At 43.3% G+C, this 24,113-nt stretch carries 25 protein-coding genes; 16 read left to right on the top strand and 9 right to left on the bottom strand.

The genetic code is table 11. From position 1 onward, the window contains the following. Position 1: 1 nt before the first annotated feature. The 9 genes from gspF (at position 2) to GQR89_RS20220 (ending at position 6,851) form a co-directional block, all read left to right on the top strand. A complete protein-coding gene (gspF, locus tag GQR89_RS20260; protein WP_158771897.1) occupies positions 2–1,222 on the top strand; it encodes a type II secretion system inner membrane protein GspF in 1,221 nt (406 codons plus the stop codon). After that, positions 1,223–1,663 (top strand): type II secretion system major pseudopilin GspG, encoded by a 441-nt coding sequence (gspG, locus tag GQR89_RS20255; RefSeq protein WP_158771896.1) that lies wholly within the window; start codon positions 1,223–1,225, stop codon positions 1,661–1,663. Positions 1,664–1,670: 7 nt separating this feature from the next. Continuing rightward, entirely contained in the window at positions 1,671–2,315 is a 645-nt protein-coding gene (gspH, locus tag GQR89_RS20250) for a type II secretion system minor pseudopilin GspH (RefSeq protein WP_158771895.1), read from the top strand. Next, positions 2,312–2,701 (top strand): type II secretion system minor pseudopilin GspI, encoded by a 390-nt coding sequence (gene gspI, locus GQR89_RS20245; RefSeq protein WP_158771894.1) that lies wholly within the window; start codon positions 2,312–2,314, stop codon positions 2,699–2,701. Before gspH ends, gspI begins: the two co-directional genes overlap by 4 nt. Next, the gene (gene gspJ / locus GQR89_RS20240) at positions 2,694–3,362 is read left to right on the top strand and encodes a type II secretion system minor pseudopilin GspJ (RefSeq protein ID WP_158771893.1); all 669 of its coding nucleotides are present in this window, start codon (positions 2,694–2,696) and stop codon (positions 3,360–3,362) included. The genes gspI and gspJ overlap by 8 nt, the downstream gene beginning before the upstream one ends. A gap of 8 nt (positions 3,363–3,370) precedes the next feature. Continuing rightward, positions 3,371–4,357 (top strand): type II secretion system minor pseudopilin GspK, encoded by a 987-nt coding sequence (gene gspK / locus GQR89_RS20235; protein WP_370460982.1) that lies wholly within the window; start codon positions 3,371–3,373, stop codon positions 4,355–4,357. A gap of 79 nt (positions 4,358–4,436) precedes the next feature. Then, on the top strand, positions 4,437–5,630 hold the full coding sequence (gspL, locus tag GQR89_RS20230; protein WP_158771891.1) for a type II secretion system protein GspL: 1,194 nt from the start codon (positions 4,437–4,439) through the stop codon (positions 5,628–5,630). A 1-nt stretch (position 5,631) separates the two neighbouring features. Beyond that, positions 5,632–6,111 (top strand): type II secretion system protein GspM, encoded by a 480-nt coding sequence (gene gspM, locus GQR89_RS20225; RefSeq protein ID WP_158771890.1) that lies wholly within the window; start codon positions 5,632–5,634, stop codon positions 6,109–6,111. Beyond that, complete coding sequence (locus GQR89_RS20220; RefSeq protein ID WP_158771889.1) at positions 6,108–6,851, top strand: type II secretion system protein N; 744 nt, start codon at positions 6,108–6,110, stop codon at positions 6,849–6,851. The genes gspM and GQR89_RS20220 overlap by 4 nt, the downstream gene beginning before the upstream one ends. 67 nt (positions 6,852–6,918) lie before the next feature. Here the strand turns inward: GQR89_RS20220 and GQR89_RS20215 are convergent, their stop codons facing one another. Next, a complete protein-coding gene (locus GQR89_RS20215) occupies positions 6,919–7,890 on the bottom strand; it encodes a class 1 fructose-bisphosphatase (protein ID WP_158771888.1) in 972 nt (323 codons plus the stop codon). 225 nt (positions 7,891–8,115) lie between these two features. On the opposite strand from GQR89_RS20215, the gene mpl reads away from it, so the two are divergent. Continuing rightward, positions 8,116–9,462 (top strand): UDP-N-acetylmuramate:L-alanyl-gamma-D-glutamyl-meso-diaminopimelate ligase, encoded by a 1,347-nt coding sequence (mpl, locus tag GQR89_RS20210; RefSeq protein WP_158771887.1) that lies wholly within the window; start codon positions 8,116–8,118, stop codon positions 9,460–9,462. Positions 9,463–9,527: 65 nt separating this feature from the next. After that, the gene (locus GQR89_RS20205; protein ID WP_158771886.1) at positions 9,528–10,298 is read left to right on the top strand and encodes a S1/P1 nuclease; all 771 of its coding nucleotides are present in this window, start codon (positions 9,528–9,530) and stop codon (positions 10,296–10,298) included. 96 nt (positions 10,299–10,394) lie between these two features. Here GQR89_RS20205 and hemE read toward each other — a convergent pair whose 3' ends face one another. Continuing rightward, positions 10,395–11,462 (bottom strand): uroporphyrinogen decarboxylase, encoded by a 1,068-nt coding sequence (gene hemE / locus GQR89_RS20200; protein WP_158771885.1) that lies wholly within the window; start codon positions 11,460–11,462, stop codon positions 10,395–10,397. Between the two features lie 245 nt (positions 11,463–11,707). After that, on the bottom strand, positions 11,708–12,523 hold the full coding sequence (gene nudC / locus GQR89_RS20195) for an NAD(+) diphosphatase (protein ID WP_158771884.1): 816 nt from the start codon (positions 12,521–12,523) through the stop codon (positions 11,708–11,710). Positions 12,524–12,865: 342 nt separating this feature from the next. Between nudC and GQR89_RS20190 the strand changes: the two genes are divergently transcribed. From GQR89_RS20190 to GQR89_RS20175, 4 genes are all read left to right on the top strand, one after another. Further along, entirely contained in the window at positions 12,866–13,297 is a 432-nt protein-coding gene (locus GQR89_RS20190) for a transcriptional repressor (protein WP_158771883.1), read from the top strand. 49 nt (positions 13,298–13,346) lie between these two features. Continuing rightward, positions 13,347–13,811: a chemotaxis protein CheX gene (locus GQR89_RS20185; protein WP_158771882.1), complete on the top strand. Its 465-nt coding sequence runs from the start codon at positions 13,347–13,349 to the stop codon at positions 13,809–13,811. After that, positions 13,801–14,238: a secondary thiamine-phosphate synthase enzyme YjbQ gene (locus GQR89_RS20180; protein ID WP_158771881.1), complete on the top strand. Its 438-nt coding sequence runs from the start codon at positions 13,801–13,803 to the stop codon at positions 14,236–14,238. Before GQR89_RS20185 ends, GQR89_RS20180 begins: the two co-directional genes overlap by 11 nt. An 88-nt stretch (positions 14,239–14,326) precedes the next feature. After that, positions 14,327–15,430, top strand: coding sequence for an OmpA family protein (locus tag GQR89_RS20175; RefSeq protein WP_158771880.1), 1,104 nt, complete (start codon positions 14,327–14,329; stop codon positions 15,428–15,430). Positions 15,431–15,533: 103 nt separating this feature from the next. Here the strand turns inward: GQR89_RS20175 and dnaB are convergent, their stop codons facing one another. Together dnaB and recQ are read right to left on the bottom strand one after the other, a co-directional pair. Then, a complete protein-coding gene (gene dnaB, locus GQR89_RS20170) occupies positions 15,534–16,925 on the bottom strand; it encodes a replicative DNA helicase (protein ID WP_158771879.1) in 1,392 nt (463 codons plus the stop codon). A gap of 159 nt (positions 16,926–17,084) precedes the next feature. Beyond that, entirely contained in the window at positions 17,085–18,899 is a 1,815-nt protein-coding gene (gene recQ / locus GQR89_RS20165) for a DNA helicase RecQ (protein WP_158771878.1), read from the bottom strand. A 117-nt stretch (positions 18,900–19,016) separates the two neighbouring features. Here recQ and GQR89_RS20160 point away from each other — a divergent pair, with 117 nt between their 5' ends. Then, positions 19,017–19,490, top strand: coding sequence for a thioesterase family protein (locus tag GQR89_RS20160; protein WP_158771877.1), 474 nt, complete (start codon positions 19,017–19,019; stop codon positions 19,488–19,490). A 72-nt stretch (positions 19,491–19,562) separates the two neighbouring features. On the opposite strand, the gene GQR89_RS20155 is transcribed toward GQR89_RS20160, so the two are convergent. The 4 genes from GQR89_RS20155 to GQR89_RS20140 are packed head-to-tail and all read right to left on the bottom strand — an operon-like array spanning position 19,563 to position 23,853. Further along, positions 19,563–19,988, bottom strand: a complete 426-nt coding sequence (locus GQR89_RS20155) for a group 1 truncated hemoglobin (protein ID WP_233269029.1) — start codon at positions 19,986–19,988, stop codon at positions 19,563–19,565. 5 nt (positions 19,989–19,993) lie between these two features. Continuing rightward, complete coding sequence (locus GQR89_RS20150) at positions 19,994–20,785, bottom strand: DUF3034 family protein (protein WP_233269028.1); 792 nt, start codon at positions 20,783–20,785, stop codon at positions 19,994–19,996. A gap of 59 nt (positions 20,786–20,844) precedes the next feature. Next, the gene (locus tag GQR89_RS20145) at positions 20,845–23,172 is read right to left on the bottom strand and encodes an EAL domain-containing protein (protein ID WP_158771876.1); all 2,328 of its coding nucleotides are present in this window, start codon (positions 23,170–23,172) and stop codon (positions 20,845–20,847) included. Beyond that, a complete protein-coding gene (locus GQR89_RS20140) occupies positions 23,173–23,853 on the bottom strand; it encodes a methylamine utilization protein (protein WP_158771875.1) in 681 nt (226 codons plus the stop codon). Between the last annotated feature and the right edge of the window lie 260 nt (positions 23,854–24,113).

Below are 24,113 nucleotides of genomic sequence, written 5' to 3'. Positions count from 1 at the left end.
AATGGCAGCGTTTGCATTTAAAGCACTTGATAGAAACGGCAAAAATAAAAGCGGTGTACTAGAAGGCGACAACGCTAGACAAATACGCCAGCAATTGCGTGAGCAACACCTTATTCCGTTAGAAGTGGAGCAAGTCGCAGAGAAGGAGCGACAATCCGCTACACAGTTTTCGTTGTTTAAACCTAAGATTTCTGCCTCTGATCTCGCTTTGCTTACCCGTCAACTCGCGACCTTAGTTGAGTCATCATTGCCGATTGAAGAAGCATTGATGGCGGTGGCGCAACAATCTGAAAAACCGCGCCAGAAAAACATGATGATGGCGGTACGCAGTAAAGTTGTCGAAGGTTACAACTTGGCTGATGCGATGGCTGAATTCCCCCATGTTTTTGATGAGTTATTTCGCGCCATGGTGGCCGCAGGTGAAAAATCTGGACACTTAGATACCGTATTAAATCGATTGGCTGATTACACAGAAAAACGTCAACAAACCCGCAGCCAAATAACCCAAGCCTTGGTGTATCCCCTGCTTATGATGTTTTTTGCCATGGGTATCGTTATTTTATTACTCACCGTGGTGGTACCCAAAATTGTTGGTCAGTTCGATCATATGGGACAAGACTTACCTACTATTACTAAAGTGCTGATCAGTGTAAGTGAGTGGATGCAAAGCTATGGTTTGATACTGATAGTCGTGCTGGCATTGCTCGCGATGGTGATAAGTCGTGTGTTACAGCAACCAGTCATGAAAAAACGTTATCATCATTTTATTCTTGGCTTACCCTTACTGGGCAAGGTCTCTAAAGGCCTCAACACGGCACGCTTTGCTCGTACATTGAGCATATTAACCTCTAGTTCGGTGCCCTTGCTTGAGAGCATGAAAATTTCTAGTGATGTGCTGGCGAACTTGTACATTCGTGATGAGGTCAAAGGTGCATCAATCAATGTAAAAGAAGGCTCAAGCCTACGTGCAGCTCTTGAACGTACTAAGATGTTTCCGCCGATGATGATGCATATGATTGCCTCTGGTGAACGCAGTGGTGAGCTGACCCAGATGCTTGGTCGAGCGGCAGATAACCAAGATAGAGAGTTTGAATCTTTGGTAGGTGTGTCACTGAAAGTATTTGAACCACTCTTGATTGTCTCTATGGCGGGTATTGTGCTGTTTATTGTAATGGCCATCCTGCAACCTATTTTAGCTTTAAACAACATGGTGAATCTTTAAATGAAAATGTTACAACGTACCCAGCGCGGCTTTAGCTTGATTGAAGTCATGGTAGTTTTACTTATTATCGGCATTATGGCGTCGATGATCGCGCCATCAATTTTAGGCAATCAAGAGCAAGCGCAAGTGAAAAAGGCCGCTGTGGATATTCAGCAGCTTGAAAGTGCTCTTGAGATGTACAAGTTGCGCAATAATGTGTTTCCTACCAGTGAGCAAGGTTTAGAGGCCTTAGTGACTATTCCAACGATTGATCCTATTCCGCGCAATTACCAGGAAGGCGGATTTATCAAGCGTTTGCCTCAAGATCCATGGGGTAATCCTTATCAATTATTGAGCCCAGGCGAAGTAGGGGTAATCGATATCTTCTCCAATGGTCCTGACGGTGAGGCCGGAACCGATGATGACATTGGGAACTGGAATCTTAACGATTATTTAGGTTAGTTGCTCAGTGCCACAGTCTGCCTTTTTTAACTCGTTTAGCGCAACTCCCCGAAAATCGCGAGGGTTCACCTTAATAGAAGTGATGTTAGTGCTGGTCATAATGGGATTACTAGCAGGCACTGTGGTATTTAATATCGGGGGGCAAAGTGGTCAAGACCGCCTCAAAAAACAAGTGCAGCGCTTTCAGGTGGTGTTTAGTATGGCATCTGATTTTGCCGTACTAAACCAGAAACAGCTGGGTTTAAGAGTCGACCAAGATAAAAATCAATATAGCTTTATGGTGCTCGATGAAGAGCAGAATTGGCAACTTATCGCTAGCGATAAAACATTCGAGGCGCATATCTTGCCTGACGAATTCACCTTCGAATTAGAACTGAATGATTTACCTTGGGACACAGACGATAGCCTATTTAACGAGTCTACTATTGATGCCGAGTTATCCGTCAGTGATGACAGCGTCAGTATAGGTGATGAGGAAGAAAAAACGCTTCCTCCACCACAAGTCTTTCTATTATCAAGCGGTGATATCACCCCTTTTTCTTTATCTTTTGCATATGACCCTGGATTTTCATCTGAAGTACCGAGTTATTTTCGAGTGAATGTTCAAGATTCGTTACCCGTAACGGTTGACGGTCCGCTGGATCAGTTATGAGTTCATGCACCGCACAGCAAAAAGGCATGACCTTGTTGGAAGTGATGGTGGCATTAGTCATTTTCGCTATGACAGCTACCGCAATTATGAAAGCTGCCAGCGACCATCTTGCTAGCATTGGACAAATTGAAGAGATTACCTTTGCTACTTGGGTGGCAAATAATCGCTTAACGCAATTACAGTTATCGACTCAGTGGCCGCCAAAAAATAATGCCAAAGGTGAGCAGGATATGGCAGACCGAACTTGGTATTGGCAACAAAAAGTGACCAAAACTAATGACAAAGAGTTGTTGTCGGTTGAGGTCAGCGTAGCCTTAGACGAGAAACTTGCGGCGCCTATTACCTCGGTTGTGACTTTTGTGGCAAAGCGAGATACCGATGCATAGTTACCTTGATTCTATTGCAGCGAACAATCGTTCTTCATCTCTAGGGAGAGCCAGAGGTTTTACACTGCTTGAAATTTTGATTGCTATGGCAATTTTTACCCTGATTGGCATAGCAAGCACAGGTGTACTTACTAGCGTGATCGATAGTGACAAGTTGTCTAATGAGCGTTTCGGCAAACTTCAAACATTACAGCGCGCTATGCTCACCCTCGAGCGTGATGTGTTACAAGCTGTTGAGCGACCCGTTCGAGTGGAAGGTGAAGCGAGTGAGCGCGTAATGTATGGCGGCGACGGTGTTCTCGAGAGTGACCACGATGGACTCGCGTTTGTACATGGCGGTTGGTATAACCCACAATTAAGATTGCCACGCAGTACTTTGCAGGGTGTGGGTTATCGGGTGCAGGAGCGCCAGTTACAGCGTTTATACGGCAACTATGTTGATAATGTGATTGGTTATGAGCCTAAGGTCAAAGTACTGCTGGAAAACATAGATGATTTCAAAGTGTACTTTATTTCAGCCCAAGAGGATGAAGAAGGCGACTCAGCATGGCAAGAAGATTACAGCGATACCGTGCTGCCTAAAGCTGTTGCAATCGAATTTACGAGTCAAGATTTTGGTTTTATTCGCCGAGAATTTTTACTCTCCGGCAGTAGCTCATGAATCATTTAATGAAACCAAAACAGCATCAGACCGGTGTTGCGCTGATTATTGTATTGCTAATCGTGGCATTAGTGAGTGTGCTGGCAACTGAAATGGGTTCTCGTTTACAGCTGCAAGTTAAACGTGCATCAAATATAAAAGACAACAATCAAGCCTATTGGTACGCCATGGGCGCAGAACAATACGCGCAGAAATCCATTAAGCTTTTACTGGAAAACAGTGATGGCGTAATCAGCTTTGACCAACAATGGTCTGAACCATTTGTTTATCCCTTAGAGGGCGGCGGCATTCAAGCGCAACTATACGATATGCAAAGTTGTTTCAACGTGAATAGTTTACGTGGTGGTACGCAAAGTAGTGCTGGTGGGACTAGCGGCCCAAGTGAGCGTCAAATGGCGTTTAAACGCCTGATGGAGAACGTTAACGGCGATATTAGTACCTACGATATAGATACTTTTAGTGACTCGCTGGTGGACTGGTTAGATAGCGACAGCGATATGAGTCAACAAGGGGCCGAAGACAGTGAGTATGAATCACGCCAATTCCCCTATCTTGCAGCCAATAATTTGATGGCACACAAAACAGAATTACGTTTGGTCAATGGTGTCAGTAGTGAATGGCTTGACGTATTGCTAAAGCAGGTATGCGTGATACCGGGCAATGATGACCTTAAAATTAACGTCAATACCATAGATGAAAAAAGCGCGCCTGTGTTGGCTGCCTTGACTGGTTTAAGCTTGTCTGAGGCGCAAGGCATTATAACTAATCGTCCTAAGGATGGCTTCAAAACCGTAGCTGACTTCTTGGCCAGTAGTGCTATTACAGCACTAAATATGCCTGATGAGCGTGACGATTGGTTTGACGTCACCACTGGGCACTTCTTGTTAGAAGTTAAGACTGCTTACAATGACGCCACGTTTTCAATGGTTAGCGTATTTGCAGTGGATGAAAGTGAGAATGTGACGTTGTTGCGCAGAGAATTTGGCACCCTATGAAAAATGATAAAAATAGTAACCCACACATGGGTCTAATAGACATAAACAGCATGTGTAAAGACCAGAGTAGGCTAGCATAATGGAACAATTAATAGTTAGATTGGGTTCAAATGAAGATGACATAATCCATTGGATCGTGTGTTCAGCCCAAGGTGATGACGTTATTGCAAGCGGTGAGCTTCCAGATGCAGAGCATTTGTCATCGTTAAAAGATCGTGCAGGTCAGCGGCCTATTATCGTGCTCGTGCCTACGAGTGACGTACTGCTTAAATGGGTGACATTACCAAATAAAGGTGGACGTAAAGCCCTTAGTGCCATTCCGTTTATGTTAGAGGATGAAATTAGCGGGGATATCGGCGCGCAGTTTTTTGCATTAGGTGGGCGAAAAGGTAATCAACAAGCGGTTGCTGTAGTGAGCAAGGTACGTTTACACGCTTGGCAGACACAACTTGCAGAGGCTGGTTTACAATGTGAACGCATTTTACCCGATATATTAGCGGTACCGGAGCCTGCCGAAGGTTGGGCTGCCCTAGAATTAGGCGAACAGTTATTAATTCGTCAAGATCAGTGGGCTGGCATTCAAGGCGAAAAAAACTGGCTGGTGCAAGCTATTAACCATCACGCTAAGCAGTTAGCAGTACCGCTGCCTTTAGATAATTACACTAGTCTTTCTGCTGCTGAAATGAATAACGTCGTATTACATGAGAAGCCAGTTGATATGCCGATGAAAATTTTGGCAAGTGGATTACAGGCAACGCATTTTAATTTACTGCAAGGTGAATTTAAATCCCGGAAAAAGCAAGGCGGGGATTTTAGAAAATGGCGCTTAGCCGCTGTATTAGCTGTGATTGCACTGTGTACAACTTTGATTGATAAAGTTGCGATGCAGCAGCAACTAAGCAGCGAGAAAGCGGCGTTGTCTCAGCAAGTTAAAGCGGAGTTTCAACGTGCATTTCCTAAAGCTGGCGCTTATCGAGACCTGCGCGCGACTATGCGCAGTAAAATGGCAGCCCTTGAACAAGGAACTGGCAGCTCGTCCATGCTAGTAATGATGAACCAGCTTTCAGAGGCATTTGCTACAAGTCAGGTGAAACCGGCCAGTGTGAAATTCGATTCAGCTCGCAGAGAGATAAGAATGCAAGCCATGGCTACAAACTTTGAATCGTTAGAAGAATTTAAGCGTTTAGCTGAAGCTCAAGGTTTTGAAGTAGAGCAAGGAGCAATCAATAACCGTAATGATTTAGTATACGGTTCGTTGGTGGTAAGGAGCTAATATGAATATGCTTAAACAAAAATTTAGTCAGCTAACAGAGCGTGAGCAACGCCTAGTTATTATCTCTGCAGTTGTGGTGGTCGTGGGTATGTTTTATTGGTTAGTTTGGGCGCCATTAAACCACGCTATTGAACGTGACCAAAAAGCAGTCATTGCACAAAAATCATTATTAAGTTGGGTGCAAAAGAATGCTAATCGAGCCATGCAGCTCAGAGCTGCACAGGGTGTAGTCGCTGGTTTTAATGGTTCACTCGCCCAAGCCGCAAATCAAACAGCCGCAAGAGCAAATATTGCCATAACCCGCATGCAGCCCCAAGGTGATGAATTACAAGTATGGGTTGATCAGGCATCTTTTAACGATGTATTAGATTGGCTTAAGTCTATGGAAGAAATGGGGATCAGTATCTTGGATGTAGATATCGCTGAGAGTGATGCACCAGGAGAGGTTAAGATCCGTCGTTTGAAATTAGGTAAATTATGAAGTCAGTTTTAAAATGGGGCATTACCTGCCTAGTTATTTACGCTATTTTTCTCATTGCTAAACTACCTGCAGCGCAAGTTATTTCACGAGTTCAACTGCCGCCAGAAGTGACGGTGCACGGGGTATCGGGTACCATTTGGAGTGGTCATGCATCCATGGTAACGGTACAGGGGTTGCCTGTGCATGATTTGAATTGGGAATTGGCCTTTTTGCCATTGCTTACAGGCTCAGCCAGTTTGAATCTAAAAGCAGGCAATATTCGTGAGGTGGAAGATATTTCTCTGAACGGTAATGTAGCGATATCCAATGGTCGCGTGCAAGGGGAAGACCTGCAGATATTTTTACCAACAAGCTTAGTGATCAGTAGTTTGCCTTTACCGATTCCAGTCAATGCTAGCGGGCGCTTTAAAATTGCCCTAGAGGAACTAGATTATAGTGAGCATTGTACAGCAATGACAGGCCAAGGTTTGTGGTTAAAAGCTAAAGTACAAGGGACACAGCAAGATATTGAGTTAGGCAATTTTGAAGCTACGCTCAAATGTGAAAACAAAGAAATAGTGATGACTATTAATGAACCTAACAGCTTTGGTTTAAGTGCTGTGGCACATATTCCAAGTTCGCTAGCGTTTCGTATTAATGGCCGTTTTAAACCTGATAATGCGTTGCCTGAAGAAGTACATCAAGCGGCTCAGTTTTTTGGCAAGAAAGACGCACAAGGTTACTACCCCGTTAAGTTTTAGCTAGCGTACAGCGAATATAAAAAAAGCGCTTTAAAGCGCTTTTTTTTATTGATTTTCTAAATATAATTTAGGCTTTGTAGTAGGTTAAACAAGTTTCTACTTCTTCCTTGGAGCCTAGAATTACCGGTACTCGCTGATGGATTTCAGTCGGCATTACTTCCAATATTCTACCTTGGCCCGTTGATGCCAAGCCACCCGCTTGTTCCATCAAAAATGCCATTGGGTTGGCTTCGTAAAGTAAGCGTAGCTTTCCTGGCATTTCAGGGTTGCGCTTGTCAAAAGGATACATAAATATACCTCCGCGACTAAGTACGCGGTGAATGTCTCCTACCATGGCTGCCACCCAACGCATGTTAAAGTCTTTACCACGCGGACCATCTTCACCAGCAATTAAATCGCCGATGTAGTCTTGTACAGGATCTTCCCAATGACGCTGGTTGGATGCATTGATGGCAAATTCAGACGTTTGCTTGGGCACTTGTACATCTTTTTGGGTTAATAAAAAACCGCCATGAGTTTTATCAAGTGTGTACAAGTGGGTGCCGCGCCCTGTACTCAAGGCAAGCATGGCACTTGGGCCATATAAAACATATCCAGCGGCAACTATCTGTGTACCGGGCTGTAAAAATGCAGATGGGTCATCCGCATCCATCCATTGTGGGGCGTGGGTAATAGAAAAGATGGTACCGATAAGACTATTAATATCAGTATTTGATGAGCCGTCTAGGGGATCAAAGCTAACTAAGTAGTTACCATTGGGATTACAAGGTACTACATCATCTTCTTCTTCTGACGATATGGCCTTCACATAGCCTGATTCACTTAAAATATCTTTAAGAATCTGGTTAGATATAACATCCAATTTTTTTTGCGTCTCGCCTTGAACATTTTCACTCAAGGTTGAGCCGAGTACGCCTGCTAATGCCCCTTGGCTAACCCTAAATGATATTTCCTTACATCCTGCTAAAAGTGTTCTTAGTAGCAGAATAAGCTCCATAGGAGCGCCATCTTCTTGAAGTTGCGAGTTAAGTCTTTTCATGTATTACCTTGGCCTTTTATCACGATTGTAGGGACAGAATTACAGACGAATATTGTTATTTTTATGATCGCTGTGCAAGAACTAATGAGTGTAACTGGATTTGTCATAAAACTCAGCCCAGAATAACGTAGTTTGTATTGTTGATCATTAAATTGTCATCTTGTCAGTGCGAACTGGTGTCAGTATCTGGTAATCTAGGGACCTATTTATTCTAGAAAAAATCATATGCATCTACATATTTTAGGTATTTGTGGGACGTTTATGGGCGGTATCGCGGCGATTGCTAAGGCGATGGGCCATAAAGTGACCGGCTCAGACAATAATGTTTACCCGCCAATGAGCACGCAATTGGAAGAGTTGGGCATCGAATTAACCCAAGGATTTGATGATAGTCAGTTTGATCCGCAACCAGATATCGTCATCATTGGTAATGCACTTTCTCGTGGTAATCTTGCCGTAGAATATGTACTGAATCGCGGAATACCCTATACAAGTGGCCCTCAATGGCTATTAGAGAACGTACTCAAAGATCGTTGGGTATTGGCGGTTTCTGGTACCCATGGTAAAACCAGTACCTCAAGTATGTTGGCGTGGATACTCGAATTCGCGGGAATGTCACCGGGTTTTTTGATTGGTGGGATCCCGCAAAATTTTCATATTTCTGCGCGCTTAGGAGAAACCCCTTTCTTCGTAATAGAGGCTGATGAATATGACAGCGCTTTTTTTGATAAGCGCTCAAAATTTGTGCATTACCGTCCGCGTACGCTGGTTATTAATAATATTGAGTTTGACCATGCTGATATCTTTGACAGCATCGCTGATATTCAGAAGCAATTTCATCATCTTATTCGTATGCTGCCAGGCAATGGGTTGGTTATTGCACCAAAAGCCGATCAGCATATTACACAAGTGCTCGATAAAGGTTGTTGGTCGCCTGTGCAGTTTGTTGGTAGTGACTGGCAAGTGACAAATGCGTTACCTGATGGCAGTGAGTTTGATGTGGTGTACAAAGGTAGTGCTTTTGGCCGCGTTAAATGGTCGTTGTTAGGTCAGCACAATGTACAAAATGCCATGATGGCTATTATTGCGGCGCGTCATGCTGGTGTGTTACCAGAAGTTGCTATTGAAGCGCTAGGTAGCTTTATAAATGCTAAGCGGCGTATGGAAGTGTTGGGTACCGTAAACGGTATAACGATTTACGACGATTTTGCCCATCATCCCACAGCAATAGCAACGACTTTACAAGGGCTGCGAGCTAAGGTAGGTGATGCCCGTATTTTAGCTGTGCTAGAACCACGTTCTAACACCATGAAAATGGGGGTACATAAACAGACGTTAGCCAAGTCATGGTCTGCGGCAGATCAGGTTTTTATTTATCAGCCAGGAAATCTTAGCTGGTCGATGGATGCACTTTTAGCCCAAAGCGATGTGACGGCTTCGTTGCACAGTGACCTAGACGTACTGGAGAAATCTATTCTGTCGTACGTTAAACCAGGCGATCACGTGCTGATTATGAGTAACGGCGACTTTGGTGGTATTCACCAGCGTTTATTAAAAAAGTTGTCACAATAGCAAAACATAGTATTCGACACATTTTCAGCGCTCAGCAAGGGCATTTAAGTAGGGATTAATCATTTATGCAGAAAGTTATTTTGGGGCTAGTCGTAGCAACCTTTAGTGTTAACGTATTGGCATGGGGGCAGATAGGTCATAGGATAACGGGAGCCATCGCCCAACAACATCTAACACCTCATGCTCAGGCTGAAATCAGCGCTTTGCTGCCTAACGAAGATTTAGCTGAAGCGGCAACTTATCCAGACGAAATGCGTTCTAATCCTGAGGTATTTTGGCAGGAAACAGCGGGGCCGTTTCACTATGTAACGATCCCTGAAGGTAAAACCTATGCACAAGTTGGAGCGCCAAAAGAAGGTGATGGGGTAAGTGCATTGAAAATGTTTACCGCCACGTTAAAGGACAGCAAAACGAGCAAAGAAGAAAAGCAATTAGCATTGCGCTTCATCGTACATATTATTGGCGATTTACATCAACCATTGCACGCCGGAAATGGTACTGATCGCGGCGGAAATGATGTGAAGGTTAACTTTTTTTGGAAAGATTCTAATTTACATCGAGTATGGGACAGTGAGCTACTTGACCAGCGTCAACTGTCATACACAGAATGGACCGTGCGCTTGAACCGCAAGATTAGCTTACAAGATATTGATACTTGGAGCGTTGTTGACCCACAGGTTTGGATTGCTGAGAGCGTTAAAATCCGCGATGAGATTTATCCAAAAGAAGAGAAGATATCGTGGGACTATTTATATAACCATCTGCCACAGGCGCAATTGCGCTTACAAATGGCTGGGATCCGCATTGCTACTTACCTTAACGACGTTCTTAAATAGCTTTTTTTAACGGAGTAAGCATACAGACTGCAAAAAGGCAGCGATTAAGCTGCCTTTTACTGTCTGTGTACTCCATCGTGAAATACGTTAACCTGTTTAGTTCTTGTGGTACTGGGCGCTGTATTTGTGCACTGCGTCCACAAATACCTTGGCATTTTCGGGTGGAACATCTAAATGGATACCATGGCCTAAATTAAATACATGACCCGGGCCTTCGCCAAATCCGGCTAGAATGTGTTGCACCTCTTGTTCGATTCGCTCCGGTGATGCATACAGCATAGAGGGATCCATATTGCCTTGAAGGGCGACTTTATCGCCTACCCGAGCCTTGGCATTGTCGATATCTATGGTCCAATCTAGACCTATACCGTCACAGCCCGTTGCCGCAATAGACTCTAGCCACATTCCTGCATTTTTTGTGAATAAGGTAACAGGTACTCTACGTCCATCATTTTCACGGGTTAATCCATCGACGATTTTATGCATATATTGCAAAGAAAAATCCCGATAATCGCGAGGTGATAATACCCCGCCCCATGTATCGAAAACCATAACAGATTGTGCCCCTGCTGCGATTTGCGCATTCAAATACAAAATGACCGAATCGGCAAGTTTATCCAGTAATAGGTGTAGTGCTTTGGGCTCACTAAAGGCCATTTTTTTGATTTTGGTAAATGCCTTACTGGAACCGCCTTCAATCATATATGTAGCTAGGGTCCAAGGACTGCCTGAAAAGCCAATAAGCGGCACTTCACCTTGTAAATTTTTGCGAATAGTACGCACTGCATTCATGACATATTGCAGTTCTTGCTCTGGATCCGGCGCAGGTAAATTTTGAATGTCGGCCATACACGTAATCGGTCTAGCGAACTTAGGGCCTTCTCCTTGCTCGAAATACAAACCCAAACCCATTGCATCTGGGATGGTGAGTATGTCTGAGAACAAAATAGCCGCGTCTAAATCATATCGGCGCAAAGGTTGTAATGTCACTTCACACGCTAATTCAGCGTTTTTACATAAAGACATGAAATCGCCAGCTAGCGCCCGTGTTGCTTTATATTCAGGTAGGTAACGGCCAGCTTGGCGCATCATCCATACAGGAGTCACATCTACGGGTTGACGCAGTAGTGCGCGTAGATATCGGTCGTTTTTTAAAGAATGCATGAATTTCCTCTGTAAAAGTGGTGCGCCAGTCCTAGGCCAAAAAAGTCGACATTGTACCTTGTTCGCAGCAATGAAGAAGTGAAAATCAACCTAAATATTGTAAATACTTGCAACAGCAATGGGAACTCTGTTATAACATTGTTGCGAAAGCAAACTAACAATAAGAAGCTCGAAAAAACGAGACTTAGACGCTAAAATATTCGAACCCCACTTAAAGTGGGGTTTTTTATATCTATTATTATACGTTAGTCAGCACAAATTTCTTGGATGGTGCGCTCAATCAGTTGTCCTGCAATTGAAAACTTCGGGGGAATATTCGGCAGCTCATCGTACTTGAACCAATGGGCTTCAATTATCTCGTGACCGTCCACTTTTATATCGCCGCTGTCGAAGTCAGCTAAGAAACCTACCATCAATGAATGTGGAAAAGGCCAAGGTTGACTTGAAACATAGCGCAAATTTTTTATTGCCACACCTACTTCTTCGAATACTTCTCGGTGGACGGCGTGTTCAAGTGTTTCTCCACTTTCGACAAAACCAGCAAGCGTCGAGAACATGTTGCGTTCTTTTTGAGGCTTTCCTTGAGCAAGTAGAATTTTATCTTCGTGACGGATTGCCACTATGATGCAAGGCGATATTCTGGGGTAGCATCTGTGGTTGCAGCGATGGCAATGCATCGCCATTTCCCAGTCGATTTTCTGCATCGTTGAACCACACTGCCCACAGAATCGATGAGTACGCAAAAATAATGCTACCTGCCAAGCACGAGCTGCGATGGCAAATACCTCTAAATCATCTTGCTGTAAAAGTGATCTGAGGTGAGCTAGATGTATATCTTGTTGTAGAACTTGTTCGTTACCCATATCCACTAAATAACATATGTGACCATTGTGCTCGCCAATTTGAACCACTTGTTCTTTATAAGCGTGGGCAAATTGAAGGTTATTCCATGCTTCAATAAGTGGACCAGGTTGACCATAAGGGACCAACAGTTTTTCGGCGCTAAAAATAAACCAAATATTTGGTGTGTCGCCCTGAATTTGAATGTTTTGCTTAATCATAATACTTTTATAATCACCTTTTTAAACAGCTATCGACTACTGCTTTCATTGGTATGATGAGTCTTATGCACAGGTAATTATTCGTAATATGGAATTTCGAATGTTGCTAAGACGCCCTTAGAATTTAACCGTTCAGCTTTCGTTAATAAATATTTGTACACAATGATACCCACATTGCGCATCAATTCCTTAAGTTTATGATGTAAATCAAGTTACTATTCGTACAAAGCGCTTTAGATGAATGATATACTTCGCTAATATGTAACGATAAATGTAATTGCGCTTCGATCTCGCTATTAGTGATGAAGGGGTGGCATTTGCAGGAAGGCCAGCAACATAAAGATGAGCATTGGATCACAAGTAGAAAAGGCACGTCAATATTGTGAGCAAAAAGGCGCACGTTTTACCCATTTACGGGAAACGGTTTACGCACTTTTGCTAGACAAGGAAGGAGCGGTGGGCGCTTATGATTTACTGGATACGTTGAAAGAAACAGAAACCAATGCCAAACCAGCGACCGTTTATCGCACCTTGGATTTCTTGCTTGAATTTGGTCTAATTCATAGGTTGGAGTCGACAAACGCTTTTGTAGCCTGCCATCACTTTGGTTGCAGCCACCCAGTGCAGTTTTTGATTTGTGATAAATGTGGTTTGGTAAAAGAGATTCAGTCGGAAGGTTTGCAGGACACTTTGGTTAAACAAGCTGAATCATATGGCTTTCAAGTTTCCAAGCAAACCATTGAAGCTCATGGTTTGTGCGCAACCTGTCAATAAGGGTTATGGTGTTGAGCCAAATATTAATTGATAGGAAGCAAAATAAAACATGAATGCAGAGTTTATTAATCCATTTATTGCAGCTTTGCTCAATGTAATCAGCACCATGGCGCAAATAGAATTAGTACCAGGCAAGCCTCAGAAAAAAACCGATCCGCTTGCTCGGGGTGATGTATCGGGATTAATTGGCATGGTCGGCGATGATATTAAAGGTTCGTTGTCGATTACATTTGAGACCAGTATCGCCTTGAAAGTCATGCAAAACATGTTAGGTGAGCATTTAGAAGCAGTTAATGATGACGTTGCCGACATGGTGGGTGAAGTGACCAACATGATTTGTGGTGGCGCAAAAAATGAGTTGGCTAAACTTGGTTACAATTTTGGTATGGCTACACCGGTTGTAGTTTTCGGTAAAGATCATACACTAAGCCATACGGCATCTGGTCGAAAATTAATCATGCCATTTGCTAGTGACCATGGGAAAATTTTTTTAGAGATGTGTTTTGACAAGTAATTTACCTGTTTGGCACCAATCTAGATTGTGCATCAGCGCTAAACCTCGAGGATTTCACTTGATTACAGATGAAATCGTTCGAGAGCTAGATTGCATAGCAAAAGTAAATATTGGTATTTTGCATCTGTTTATACAGCATACAAGTGCCAGTTTGACGATTAATGAAAATGCAGACCCAACAGTCAGGTCGGACCTAGAGAGTCACATTAATCAAACTGTTCCTGAGAATGCGGCATATTATCTGCATAACTATGAGGGATCAGATGATATGCCTGCACATATTAAAGCTAGTATATTTGGTAATAACTTAACAATTCCTATACAAAACGGAAGGTTAGCACTAGGTATATGGCAAGGAATATATTTAGGCGAGCATAGAAATCACGCCAATGAGCGTTGCTTGATTGCAACTATTACGGGCCAATAAATTTTTTACACACTAAATCAGACGATATATCGATGCCTAGAAGGCAGTGATATCAAATGATTAACACATTACATTAAGGACGTTTATTATGAAAAAAACCATGACAGCCATGGGTATCTTGCTTGCTTTCACCGGTGGTGCTTTTGCACAATCAGTTCCTGAAGGCGACAAATGGGTAGGTGGTTTCGCTGAGTATTATAAAACTGACGGTGAGTTGGATGGCGTACCTACATTTTATGATGACGGAGTTGGTTTCGGTGCTGAAGTTGGTTTTCGCTTCAAGCCTCAGTGGGCTGCGAGAATAGAGTGGTCTCATTTAAACATCGATCAAACTAATGGTTTAGGCGATGAATCAGGCAACCGCTTTGGTGTTGATGCTATGTACTTCTTACCAGATGACTTGATGTATGTATTTGCTGGTGTTAAACACTTGGATTTAGCTGACAGCTCACGTTTAGCCAATGTTGGTTTGGGTAAGCATTGGGCAATTAATGATAAATGGCGTGTAATTACTGAAATCGCTGCTTATCACGATTTTGGCGAAGCTTATCATGACCTAAGCGCAAAAATTGGTTTGGCTTACAGCTTCGGCGCAACGTCTGCTCCTGTAACACGCGATTCTGACAATGACGGCGTAAACAACAGCATGGACAAATGTCCAGGTACTGCACCAGGTGTTAAAGTTGACGCTATGGGTTGTGCTTTGGCAATGGTTGCTGAGTCTGACTCAGATAATGATGGCGTTGTAGATAGCAAAGATAAATGTGCTAATACTCCTTCATCAGATAAAGTTGACGCGGTAGGTTGTAGTGTATTCACTGAAGTTGAAGTTGAAGAAACATTACGTATCTTGTTCGGCAACAACAGCGCCAAAATTGAAAACCGTGCCAATTCAGATATCAAAGAATTCGCTGCGTTTATGAAACGTTTCCCATCTACTGATACAGTAATCGAAGGTTACGCATCAGCTCCAGGCGAAAGCGATTACAACCAGTGGTTGTCTGAAGAACGCGCTAAAGCGGTTCGCATGGTATTGATTGAAGACTATGATATTCAACCAGCACGCATAATTGCAGTTGGTTTTGGTGAAAGCAAATTGCTTGACGCACCAACCGCGAAAGAAGCTAATAAAATTAACCGTCGCATCGTTGCACGTGTTAGCGCCTCTGAGCGTGAGAAAGTATCTAAGTAATAAAGTCTTAGATTGAAGCATAAAAAAAGGAGGTGAAATTCACCTCCTTTTTTGTATCTAAAATTTATAGTCAAGAACTCACTACAACATAAAAAATAGTCAGTTAATATTCATCGTCTCTGGCAGGCCCTGCATAGTTATCAAAGCGAGAAAATTGGCCTTGAAACGTTAATCGTGAGGTGCCTATTGGACCGTTACGTTGTTTGCCTATGATAATTTCTGCCACACCTTTATCTTCGCTACCCTCGTTATAAACTTCATCCCGATAAATAAACATAATTAAATCAGCATCCTGCTCGATTGAGCCTGACTCACGAAGATCCGAGTTAATTGGGCGTTTATCCGAACGTTGCTCTAATCCTCGGTTTAGCTGGGAAAGCGCAACTACCGGCACTTCAAGTTCTTTAGCTAAGGATTTTAGTGAGCGTGAAATTTCTGCAATTTCCAAATTTCGATTATCACTCAACCCCGGAACTTGCATAAGTTGAAGGTAATCGATCATAATCAAGCTGATACCACCACGATCCCTAGCGAGTTTACGCGCGCGAGTACGAACTTCCATGGGGGTTAAGCCTGATGAATCATCTACGTACAAATTGTCTTTGTCTTTGAGCATCGCCATGGTATTTGACATACGTGCCCAATCTTCATCATCTAACTGAGCGGTACGAATCTTGGTTTGGTCAACACGGCTCAAAGAGGCCAGCATCCTCATCATAATTTGTTCGGCAGGCATCTCAAGGCTAAATACTAATACCGGTTTCTCTTCCAGTAGCATGGCATTTTCACACAAGTTCATGGCGAAAGTTGTTTTACCCATGGACGGGCGAGCCGCCACTATGATTAAATCAGATTTCTGCAAACCACTGGTTTTTTTATCTAAATCGGTATAACCGGTAGACACACCAGTGACTTCTTTATTATTTTTAACGAGTTCTTCAAGGCGGTCGATAGTTTTGGTTAATATCGTCTCAATGCCCCTGGGACCTTCGTTTTTACCGGTGCGCTTTTCGGCGATTTCGAAGACTTTACTCTCAGCCATATCGAGTAACTCACCACTGTTGCGCCCCTCAGGGTTATACCCCACATCAGCAATATCATGCGCAACGCCAATTAACTCTCGTACAACAGCGCGTTCTTTAATTATGTTGGCATAAGCGGTTACGTTAGCAGAGCTGGGAGTATTTTTTGCAAGTTCACCAAGATAGGCAAAGCCGCCAGCTGCTTCGAGTTCATCTAAGTTTTCTAAATTCTCAGAAACAGTAATTAAATCAATTGGATGATTGTTTTTTAGAAGCCGTAAAATGGCGCTATAGATGACCTGATGAGAGCGGTTATAAAAGTCTTCTTCGGTAACAAGCTCGGCGACTTTATCCCACGAGTCAGGGGCGATCAACATACTGCCCAGCACCGATTGCTCCGCCTCTATAGAGTGAGGTGGAACTTTCAGTTTCTCGACTTTTGGATCTTTATTTTTTGGTGAGACGGCTTTCACAGCAGGTATATTTATCCTCAAAAACAGATGACTAGTATGCGCCAAATCACCCCCGTTAGTAAAGGTGATATGACGCTCAGAGGAATTGGTATGTAGACTATTAAACGTCAGCAATAAACCAATATGTTAAGTTAAGCAGATGGCCCTTTATCGAATAAGCTAGCCAATGGAATAGGCGGAAATAGCGCTTAAAAACTCACTTCCATAGCGGTCAAGTTTGGTTTGGCCTACTCCATTAACATCCAAAAACTCGGCGGACGACTGGGGAAGCTTATCAGCCATATCGGCCAAGGTGGCATCACTGAATACCACAAACGGAGGAACATCTTCTCGCTCTGCAATAGATTTGCGTAGATGTTTCAATTTAGCAAACAACTTGCGATCGTAATTCATTTCTTTGAGTTTCGATTTTTTGCCAGAATCAATCGTTAAGCGTGGCACAGCCAAGGCGAGTTCTAGCTTCCCTCCGAGGACATTGCGCGCTTCTTCAGTTAATTTCAAAACGGCATTTTGGGTGATATCAATCCGCAAAAAACCTTTGTGTATCAATTGATTAATAATATTATGCCAGTGGGCATCGGACTTATCCTTGCCTATGGCGAATGTGCTAAGACTGTCATGCCCCTGTTCTATAATTCGCTTCAGTTTTTTACCGCGTAATACATCTATCACATATTGACTGGCCACATTTTGACCTAAACGATAAATGCATGACAAGACCATTTGCGCAGGTATTGTGCCGTCAAAGCGCTTAGGGGGATCAAGACAAATATCGCAGTTTCCACAGTCTTGCGCTGAGTATTCAGAAAAATAATTTAACAGTACTTGTCTACGACAAGTTTGCGCCTCAGCAAACGCTTCCATGGCGGCAAATTTTTGTAGTTCAATATCCAAACGGGCTGGATTATCTCCCATGCTGATCCATTGTCTGATGCGAGCGGCATCTTTCTCATCGAACAAAAGAAGGGCTTCAGCAGGCATGCCATCACGACCGGCGCGTCCTGTTTCCTGATAGTAAGACTCAACACTCCGAGGTAAATCAAAATGTACCACGAAACGCACATTTGATTTATTTATGCCCATGCCAAAGGCCACAGTTGCCACGATGATGTCGATATTGTCCTGAATAAAATCACGCTGTATTTTATCCCTGATTGGTCCCTCGAGGCCTGCATGATAACCAGCACAATTAATACCTTGGCGCGCTAAAGCGATACTTAAATCATCGACTTTTTTGCGGCTGTTGCAGTAAATAATGCCACTGCCGTCTTGCTGCTTCACATACTGAATAACCTGGTCTGTGGCTTTATATTTGAACAATTGATTATAGCGAATATTGGGTCTATCGAAACTGCCTTTAAATACAAATGGTTGTTCTAAAGCGAGCTGTTGCAAAATGTCACTGCGGGTGGTGATATCGGCAGTTGCTGTTAGTCCAACAATGGGCACCCCCAAAAACTGCTGCTTTAATTGACCTAGCTGACGATATTCTTTACGAAAGTCGTGGCCCCAATGTGAAACGCAATGGGCTTCGTCTACGGCAAATAGGGCGATTTTTAAACTGTGCAAACGTTGCATGAAGTCAAATTGCATCAGGCGCTCTGGAGCAACATAGATAAGCTTATAGTGACCGTCTTGCATGCCACGGTATACCTTTAGCATTTCTTCACTGCTGAGGTTCGAGTTGATATACGCAGCACTAACCCCAGAAGCGACTAAGGCATCAACTTGATCCTTCATTAGAGCGATTAAAGGAGACACAACGATAGTCAAGCCTTCCAGCACCAAAGCGGGTATTTGATAACACAGCGATTTGCCGCCGCCGGTGGGCATCAGCACTAATACATCTTGACCCTGCATGATGCGTTCGATGACTTCTCGCTGGCCTTCGCGAAATTCATCATAGCCAAATACGGTTTTCAGCACCTCTTGGGCGCGGGCGATATCAGGGATTGAAGGAGTAAGCTGGGACAAAAACAGGCTCTAAAACAAAATTCTGCGCGCATTTTACGCGTTTTTAACCCATACATCACTTGCCAATAGTTAAAAAGTTAGTCACATTGGGATTTTACCCAAGACAAGGAAGATAATATGAGCGATAACAAAAGCTTAACCCCAGAGCAATTAGCCGAATTCGTATTGGCATTTTTCCAAGATAGTATGCCATTTAATCAAGCGTTAGGATTTCAAATTGAAACTGTAGGTGATCACGAAGTGCAAATACGTATGCCTTGGAATGATAAGTTGATGGGCAACCCCGTACACAAAATACTCCATGGAGGGGCCACCGCTGCCATTCTTGATACAGTGGGCAGTGTTGTTGCTTTGATGTACGGTATCAAACAACTTAAACCAGATGAAGTGGACGAATTTAAAAACACGTTAGCAAATAATGGCACCATAGATATGCGTGTTGACTATTTGCGCCCAGGTAAGGGCAAAGAATTTATCGCAACCGCGACCGTTATACGCCGAGGAAGAAAATTAGCCGTATGCCGGATGGAGCTGCACAACGAGGAAGGACAGCACATTGCTTCTGGTACAGGTACTTATCTAGTGGGTTGAGTAATAGCCTACGTTATATAATGAGGCTATGTGATACGTCTTAAAATACAGGCATAGCGGTGTATTAATTGCTTAGATATAGAGCATTTCGTTACGCTTTGTAGCGAGAATAGCCAATACCTTGTTCTGCACCGTATGGGGTATTTGCGCTTTGGTCATGGCGTTGATCAACAAATCTACCCCTCGGTTAAAATCTGCCTCTGACATATTCATGCCTGTGTGCACCTGAACCATAGTGTCGCCGCTATATTCACACGGCCCACCGGTTAAATTGCATAAATGTTCAATAAATTTTTCTTTGAAACGATCAACATCTGAATCTTTAAAGTACTCAAAAATAACTGGGTCAAATTCTATTTCATTGATGAAGTTATCCACTACTTGTTCAATTTTCTGCTGGCCACCCATTTGGGCATAAACAGATTGCTGTGAAATGGATGAGCAAGCGTTTAGTCCCACAAGGAATATGATCAATACCACAAATTTACTGCGTTTCATCAGTCTCACCAAAGTTGGCCGTTTAAAGAAAGATATAGTCCGTCTTGACCACTGGCTCCAGCAATGGTGCCCAAGTCCGCCCAAGCCAATGTAATGGCCAAGTTCTTACTGGGAATGTAGGTGACGAATAAGTCTTTCCAGTCATCTTCTCCCAATCCAAGATTATCGGGCTTTTGTCGGTACTCTATGCCTACAGCAAAGTGACGAGAAAACAAAATTCCTGCCGAAGCTTCTAGCATGACTTCATAATCATTGTTGTTTATTCCGCCGTAACCGAGCAAACCCATTTCATTGGCTTGGGTTGCACGAGCGGTTAGGTTCCATACTGCGTTATAGCCAGCAATCGCCCCAAGATGTACTTTTGTTGCCGCAATGTAGAAATCGGTCCCACTGCTAGTTTTATGGGCGCCAAGCGCACTGGCTATGCTTTCGTCCGCTAATACCTTATGTTGGGCGCCAACGCTAATCTGTGGCCAGTTTGAATATACAACGTCACCGTATATGCGATATTTCACAGCGTATATATTTTGCTTGATATCAACCCCAGCGCCTTTTAAATCAAAGCGATGTTGGGCCACACTAATCTCGACACGGTCGTAAAATGACGCACTTAGACCCAATACATTCAAGCGGTAATCATCTACATCCACTTGCGTCGCCACCACATTAACGGAGATTTGATCCTGGCTATCATAACCGACTAATGTTGCCCAAGGTACAATACCACCGCCACCAGATCCTTCCAATTGCACTAAGCCCGCTGTGCCAATGAGTTTACCGTCCTGGGCTGATGCCATAGTGCAGCAAACCGTGAATAAACAACTTAGGTAGAACCACATACTGAGTGATTTGTGCATTAATCTTCTAACCAATTAGTTGATTGATGTTTTTTATGCCATTGAACAAAATCATTTAACGGGAGCGGTTTACTCATATAGAAACCTTGAGCCAATTCACATCCCCAGCCATGTAACAGTTTCAGGGTAGCCTGATTCTCAATCCCCTCTGCTACCACATTCAAACCAAAGTTGTGCGCCAAATCGATAACGGAACGTACAATTTTTTGGTCGCCTTGTTGGGAGTCGAGTTTGAGCACAAAGCTCTTGTCTACTTTTAAGGTCGTCACTGGCAGGTTTTTTAAGTAAGACATGGATGAGTAGCCGGTACCAAAGTCATCGATAGCCATCTCGAAGCCTCTATTTCGAAATGCTTGCAGTTGCTGAATCGCTTTCTCAGGCTCTTGCACTAAGTCGCTTTCTGTCATTTCGAAACTCAAGGCATTGGTCTCCAGTTGGCTTGCGTTCATTAGCGTGATTATATGAGGCAGCAATGTATCGTCCATCACATCTTTGGCAGATAGATTAATGGCAATACTCACATTCAAACCTAAGCCCTTGAGTATTACAGCATCTTTAATAGCTTGATTGATGACCCAGTCAGTAATTTTGCCAATAAAACCAGCTTGTTCCGCCACGCTAATAAAGTCCTCGGGAGAGACAAATCCCAATAAAGCATTATTCCACCGGATCAAGGCTTCCACTTTAGTGACCGTGCCGCTGATTAGGTCTAACTTGGGTTGATAAAACAGGCTCAGTTCTTCTTGCTGGTCGTTTAATGCTGTTTTTAACTCAGCGATAATTGACAGGCGGCGCAAATATCGATGTTCGTACTCAGGTTCGTAACTTAGCATCAGCTGCTCGGTTTTTTGAGTCTCATCAAGCACAATATTCATGCGACGGAAGAGCTCTTCAGCATTTTGTGCATCAATTGGGCAATTAAGCATACCCACAGATACCCGAGTTGTAATTGATGCATCACCCGTTTCAATAGGCTCTTCCAAGGTATTTTTGAACGCTATGACTTGTTCATGGGTAACGAGCGTATCGGGTATCCATAATAATTCACCACCCGCTAGGCGTGCACCTAATCCGCCGTACTCAGCTAGCCGTTTAGCTAATATCTGTAGGCAAATATCGCCGTTGTGATAGCCGAACACATCATTAATGCCGCGAAAACCAAATACATTTATGCCTAACACCTGAAATGGCTTGTTTTGCTCAAATTTGGCGTTGAGTTGCACCTCCATGTTATAGCGATTATTTAGGCCGGTTAGGATGTCATGCTGTGCTTGGTAGCTTATTTTTTCTTCGCGTTGACGAATGTTTGATTGCATCGATTCAAGTGCAATGGCTAGGTTAGTTACTTCTGTTGAGCTGGATGTCGTATTTATGGCTTTATTGTAATCCCCGCTAGATATACGTTGGGCGATGTCAGCAAGCGCAACAAGAGGTTTAGCAACTTTCCGTGAGAACAGCGCCGCAAAACATAGAGCAAGTATGATGGCCAACAAAGCAATCAACGCAATATTGGTTTGTAAGGCTCTAAAGTCAGCAAACAGTCGATGGACATCGTTTGACAAGGTAATTAAGACTTTGAAGTTATCTTCATCTGCTAATAAAAAACGCCTTGAAACATAGGGAACATCATTGAGAAGGCTAAGGGACAGCCACGACAACGGCTGATCTTGTTGAGCTAACGTCGGCGCCACCAGATTTGCTGGCAAGGTACTGATTGTAAAGGTTTCCTCTCCTTTTGTTTGTACTTCTATAGTGGTCTCGAGTTGGGTAATATTTTTAAGTTGCTGGCCCCATTCTTGGTTTATTTCAAAACCGATGACTGCCACGGCGATAGGGGTGGGGGCATCTATGGTCAGCATCATCACTTGGTAAAGACGTTGATCAATAAACAAAAGTGACGAAGCACCACCGTTACTTATGGCGTTTTGCACAACCCGAGGATATGGGAATGTTTGATCCGGCACTAAAATCTTAGGAACACTGCTGATATTCTTGCCATTTAGGGATACAAGCGCCATTAAATCTGCGTTGATACGCCCGCGATGATTAAACAAGGCACTGTTTATCGTCGGTCTATCACCTGTGGCGACCGCTTGTTTAAAACCAAAATCTGCGGTTAACACACTCGCCGAGTTATAAAGCACGTTTTCGCGGTTTGCAAGCACCTGTTCAAATACGTTTTGCGCAACTTTCAGGTCATTATTCAACTGATGTTCGGCGTGTTTACTGGTCGAACTCCAGACGTTGATGAGTATCATTGTGGCGGTTAACATGACGAGGCCAACAACAAGACGGAATATACTCTGGTTTAATTTTTTGGTGGCCAATTATGGGTCTCCTGATGTGAACTTTCGGGAGAATTTGCGTTGCTTAACGTGCGCTTTTCTCTCTTCTAATAGACTCAGTGTTACTTTTTGCAGCCCAATATCTGAAGCATCGCGGGTGAGATGAAGACGTTCGGAATGACTAGACGATAATTGAGCCTGCCAAATATTGAATTCTGTCGCTCGCGTATGCAATGTTGCTTCGCCATTTTCATTGGTTACGGTAGTCAACTCATTATCGGCAATATAGATATAACCGATCATTTGGTCGTGAATATTACAACCGAGCACGACTACTCCGGGTTGGTCAAATGTTACGGGGATGGATTCTTCGCCTTTGAAAAGACGTATTTCAAATGGCTTAGGCTGCGAAAAACTATATATGTGGTGCCGTATATCGTCGCTATTGGGAAAGCGCACCGACTGACCTTTTTGTACGACTAAAACATGAGGTGCAAACTGTTTATTAATTTGGTCCATTACGGCGGTTGTTTCAGCGCTATCTAGCGATGCGCCATCGGTGCTAACAACAGCATTAGCCACTGGCGCTCCAAATTGGTCAACTACTTTAAAATGCACTTCTTGCTGGGCACTGACCGAGAAAATAACGAGTGACGCAATAATTAACAACAACCTATTGAGCCAGTGCTTGTGTTTTGTGTAAAGAATCGGACCGTTCGTCATTAGTATTTAAACTCTTTAGCCCGATTATTCCGGGGGATTCGCTTTGTGTTTCCCATGGGATTTAATATTACACGAGCATGGGGGAATTGCATAAGAGTTAATAAATACGCCAGTATGTTATGCAATTATTATGTAACTTTTACCGATAAAAGGATGGTTTTTGTGAATGTACTTCGAGCAGCAACAGCAATCTGCTTTACTTCGTATTCTTTTATCGACTAGGATGCGCACTTTCATTAATTTCCCCGTAAGCTAAGGCA

The organism is Paraglaciecola sp. L1A13, from assembly GCF_009796745.1.
Classification (GTDB): Bacteria; Pseudomonadota; Gammaproteobacteria; order Enterobacterales; family Alteromonadaceae; genus Paraglaciecola.
This window is presented reverse-complemented; position numbering and strand designations above follow the sequence as displayed.

What these genes read in the sequence shown, in the direction of transcription:
- gspF (WP_158771897.1), top strand. Translation starts at nt 2, where the DNA reads ATGGCAGCGTTTGCATTTAAAGCACTTGATAGAAACGGCAAAAATAAA.
- gspG (WP_158771896.1), top strand. Translation starts at nt 1,223, where the DNA reads ATGAAAATGTTACAACGTACCCAGCGCGGCTTTAGCTTGATTGAAGTC.
- gspI (WP_158771894.1), top strand. Translation starts at nt 2,312, where the DNA reads ATGAGTTCATGCACCGCACAGCAAAAAGGCATGACCTTGTTGGAAGTG.
- gspJ (WP_158771893.1), top strand. Translation starts at nt 2,694, where the DNA reads ATGCATAGTTACCTTGATTCTATTGCAGCGAACAATCGTTCTTCATCT.
- gspK (WP_370460982.1), top strand. Translation starts at nt 3,371, where the DNA reads ATGAAACCAAAACAGCATCAGACCGGTGTTGCGCTGATTATTGTATTG.
- gspL (WP_158771891.1), top strand. Translation starts at nt 4,437, where the DNA reads ATGGAACAATTAATAGTTAGATTGGGTTCAAATGAAGATGACATAATC.
- gspM (WP_158771890.1), top strand. Translation starts at nt 5,632, where the DNA reads ATGAATATGCTTAAACAAAAATTTAGTCAGCTAACAGAGCGTGAGCAA.
- GQR89_RS20220 (WP_158771889.1), top strand. Translation starts at nt 6,108, where the DNA reads ATGAAGTCAGTTTTAAAATGGGGCATTACCTGCCTAGTTATTTACGCT.
- GQR89_RS20215 (WP_158771888.1), bottom strand. Translation starts at nt 7,890, where the DNA reads ATGAAAAGACTTAACTCGCAACTTCAAGAAGATGGCGCTCCTATGGAG.
- mpl (WP_158771887.1), top strand. Translation starts at nt 8,116, where the DNA reads ATGCATCTACATATTTTAGGTATTTGTGGGACGTTTATGGGCGGTATC.
- GQR89_RS20205 (WP_158771886.1), top strand. Translation starts at nt 9,528, where the DNA reads ATGCAGAAAGTTATTTTGGGGCTAGTCGTAGCAACCTTTAGTGTTAAC.
- hemE (WP_158771885.1), bottom strand. Translation starts at nt 11,462, where the DNA reads ATGCATTCTTTAAAAAACGACCGATATCTACGCGCACTACTGCGTCAA.
- nudC (WP_158771884.1), bottom strand. Translation starts at nt 12,523, where the DNA reads ATGATTAAGCAAAACATTCAAATTCAGGGCGACACACCAAATATTTGG.
- GQR89_RS20190 (WP_158771883.1), top strand. Translation starts at nt 12,866, where the DNA reads ATGAGCATTGGATCACAAGTAGAAAAGGCACGTCAATATTGTGAGCAA.
- GQR89_RS20185 (WP_158771882.1), top strand. Translation starts at nt 13,347, where the DNA reads ATGAATGCAGAGTTTATTAATCCATTTATTGCAGCTTTGCTCAATGTA.
- GQR89_RS20175 (WP_158771880.1), top strand. Translation starts at nt 14,327, where the DNA reads ATGAAAAAAACCATGACAGCCATGGGTATCTTGCTTGCTTTCACCGGT.
- GQR89_RS20160 (WP_158771877.1), top strand. Translation starts at nt 19,017, where the DNA reads ATGAGCGATAACAAAAGCTTAACCCCAGAGCAATTAGCCGAATTCGTA.
- GQR89_RS20155 (WP_233269029.1), bottom strand. Translation starts at nt 19,988, where the DNA reads ATGAAACGCAGTAAATTTGTGGTATTGATCATATTCCTTGTGGGACTA.
- GQR89_RS20150 (WP_233269028.1), bottom strand. Translation starts at nt 20,785, where the DNA reads ATGGCATCAGCCCAGGACGGTAAACTCATTGGCACAGCGGGCTTAGTG.
- GQR89_RS20140 (WP_158771875.1), bottom strand. Translation starts at nt 23,853, where the DNA reads ATGACGAACGGTCCGATTCTTTACACAAAACACAAGCACTGGCTCAAT.